The 1,480-nt window shown below is 76.4% G+C and carries 1 protein-coding gene; it reads right to left on the bottom strand.

Annotation, left to right across the window (positions count from 1 at the left end; all coding sequences use genetic code 11):
- Positions 1-1,362 (bottom strand): hypothetical protein (locus IBL25_RS26090; protein WP_456315891.1); only part of this gene is annotated, 1,362 nt, incomplete at its 3' end.
- Positions 1,363-1,480: the final 118 nt, after the last annotated feature.

Raw genomic sequence — 1,480 nt, 5'->3', positions numbered from 1 at the left:
CGGCAGGCTGGCCAGCAGCGCCAGGGCACGTCGCGGGTCGCCCTGTGCCGCCTCGCCCTCGGCACGCGCCAGCAGCAGGATGGCCTGGGGCGTGCGGGCCGTGGCCGGGGTGACCTGCTGGCCCAGGTCGCGCGCCGCCTCGGCCAGGCCCTGCCGCAACAGCAGCTGAATGGCGGCCAGGCGGATGTCGTCGCCGCGCTCGCCCGGGGTGGCATAGCCTTCGTATTGCCAGAACAGCCCCAGGCGCTCGTCGGCGGGCGGCAGCGGAGGGCCTTCGGGCGCGGGATCGGCCAGCAGGCGGCGCAGCGCCGTGGCGGCCAGCCGGGCGCCACGGCTTTCCATGCCGGGCCGGGCCGAGGCCTGACTGGCGCCATCGGCCACCGCCAGGGCGGCACCCAGCGCGCCCTGGTCCAGCAGCCGGGTGGCATAAGCGATGGCCGCTTCCTCGCCCAATGCGTCATGGCGGTAGCTGCGCAGCAGATCGTTGATCTGCGCCTCCGCCCGCCGGCCCTCGGCACCGGGGCGGCCCAGATTCAGCGCCGCCAGCCGGGCACGGGCAAAGATCTCCGGCAGGCTGCGGCCGCCGCCGCGCAGCGCCTGTTCCAGATACTGCTGCTCATCCGCCCGGTTGCCTTCCTGGCGGGCGAGGCGGGCATATTGCCAGTTGCGCGCCGCCGCCTGCTCCGGCGTCAGGCCCGTGGCGGCGCGCACGGCGCCCAGCAGGATGCGCAGCGTGGCGGGATCATTCTCCACCGCATCCGCCAGCCGCTGCACGAAGCCCAACCGCAGGTCCTGCGGGATCTCGCGCAGCGCCGCGCGGGCGCGGGGCGCCAGCCGGGCCAGGGTGGCGGCATCGCCTGAGACGGCGGCGGCCAGAGCCCGCCACAACGGCAGATCTTCCCGCGCGCAGTCCCCGGCTTCCGCCAGCAGGGGCGAAGCAGGCGGAACGGGGCGCCCCAGCAGCAGCCGCGCCACATCGCGCACCCGTTCCAGCCGCTCCTTCAGGGCCCCGGCCGGCCATTCGCCGGAAGCTACCTCCAGCACCGCCAGGGCTTCGCGCGAAAGCTGGTGGCCCGCATAGAACTCAGCCAATGCCGCGACCTCGGCGGCACCCTGGTCCGAGCGCGCCAGGGCGGCACGCAGGGCCGGCAGGCGATCGGCGAAGGCGCCTTCGCCGCGCCATCCGGCCAGGGAGAAGGACGCCGGGCAGGCCGGCAGGGCCACGGCCACCGCTGGCACAGGAGCCGGGGCGGGCGGCGGCGTGGCAGGCTGCGGCACGGCTTGGGATTCGGGCCGGGAAGGCGCCGCGGGCAGCGTATCGGCCGGGCGCAGGCCATTCAGCACCGCGAGCTTGGCGATCACCGCCTCCCGCAGGCCAGCGAGATCATCCGCCGGGGCGGAGGCAGGCGGGAGAGGGGAAGGCGACGCCGGAGCCAGGGCCTGGGCAGGCGGCGGCGCCGGCAGCGGCGTGGCGGCCGGC

It is taken from the genome of Pseudoroseomonas ludipueritiae, assembly GCF_014490445.1.
Classification (GTDB): Bacteria; Pseudomonadota; Alphaproteobacteria; order Acetobacterales; family Acetobacteraceae; genus Pseudoroseomonas; species Pseudoroseomonas ludipueritiae.
This window is presented reverse-complemented; position numbering and strand designations above follow the sequence as displayed.